The following is a 1071-nucleotide window of genomic DNA, read 5'->3' on the forward strand; positions in this document are numbered from 1 at the left end:
TCGATGTACAGAGGACAGCCGAGCCGATCAGCCTGTTCCCACGCCGCCGCAACGATGAAAAGCTGATTGCCTAATCCACCCTGCAAGTACGCGCAGATTCCATCTCTAATGTCTACAACAGCTGCCATTCCTTGATTCTCTCACGAGCGAACGGAGAGACTGATCAACCGCTCCTAACGTTCATACCCGGGGCGGATGACCCCGAAATAACGCGCATACTGAACGGCACCCCAAACCAGGTTCTTGACTGCGGAGGCCAATCTGGGCTCCTTCATCACACGTCGAAGCTCAACACGGTCGGCCATGACACTACGGATGTGCAGACCCCACGGAGCAGCCCCCCTGCTCGTTTGCGCAGGATGCACCCGGTACCGGGTCAGGACCTTGTCAAGGTTGGCAATCGGCCCGCGCGTAGCGAGGCGAAGGATGAAATCGTAATCCTCCATCTGCATCAGAGCCTGGTTGTAGCCGTTGACGGCATCGCTCGTTTCTCGCCGAAACATCAGCGACGAGTGCGGCACAACATTCTCAAACAGCAGTTTGGAGCGGATGTCTTCACCGGTCGGCATCACCATCTCCCGTTGGTCCCTCCCGACGTTGTCGATTCGCATGACCCGGGTACCCGTAGCCACCGTCTCCGGGTGGGCGTCAAGGTACGCTGCTTGCTCGTGCAAACGATTGGGGGATGACAGGTCATCAGCGTCCAACCGGGCGACCAGATCAAAACGGGCCTGAGCCAAGCCGCTTTCCATCCCTTTCGTTTGACCCAGACGAACGGGGTGGTGCACGATCTGCACGCGCGCATCGTTGGTCCACGGCCGAGATCGGTCGGGTTCTACACCGTCATGCACCACGATGAGGTCAACCTCAACGCCTGTGCTCCCGAGAATGGATTCAACAGCCTCGTCCAGCCATTTGTCGAGTCGAACGGTCGGAATGACCACACTTACACCGCGCACAGAGTCAGGTCCTTTTCCATTGGATCGTTATGTCAAGGCTAACCGACGTCACGATGCGAGCGACCCGCGCACGTAAACTGGATGCTTCCGGGGCTACGCCGTCCGCTCCCCT

General features: G+C 58.5%; 1 protein-coding gene. It reads right to left on the reverse strand.

Annotated elements, in window-relative coordinates:
• Positions 1 to 173 precede the first annotated feature (173 nt).
• Complete coding sequence (locus tag JF66_RS20715) at positions 174 to 944, reverse strand: glycosyltransferase (protein ID WP_035880847.1); 771 nt, start codon at positions 942 to 944, stop codon at positions 174 to 176.
• Between the last annotated feature and the right edge of the window lie 127 nt (positions 945 to 1071).

The organism is Cryobacterium sp. MLB-32 (assembly GCF_000738085.1).
In the GTDB taxonomy this organism is placed as follows: Bacteria; Actinomycetota; Actinomycetes; order Actinomycetales; family Microbacteriaceae; genus Cryobacterium.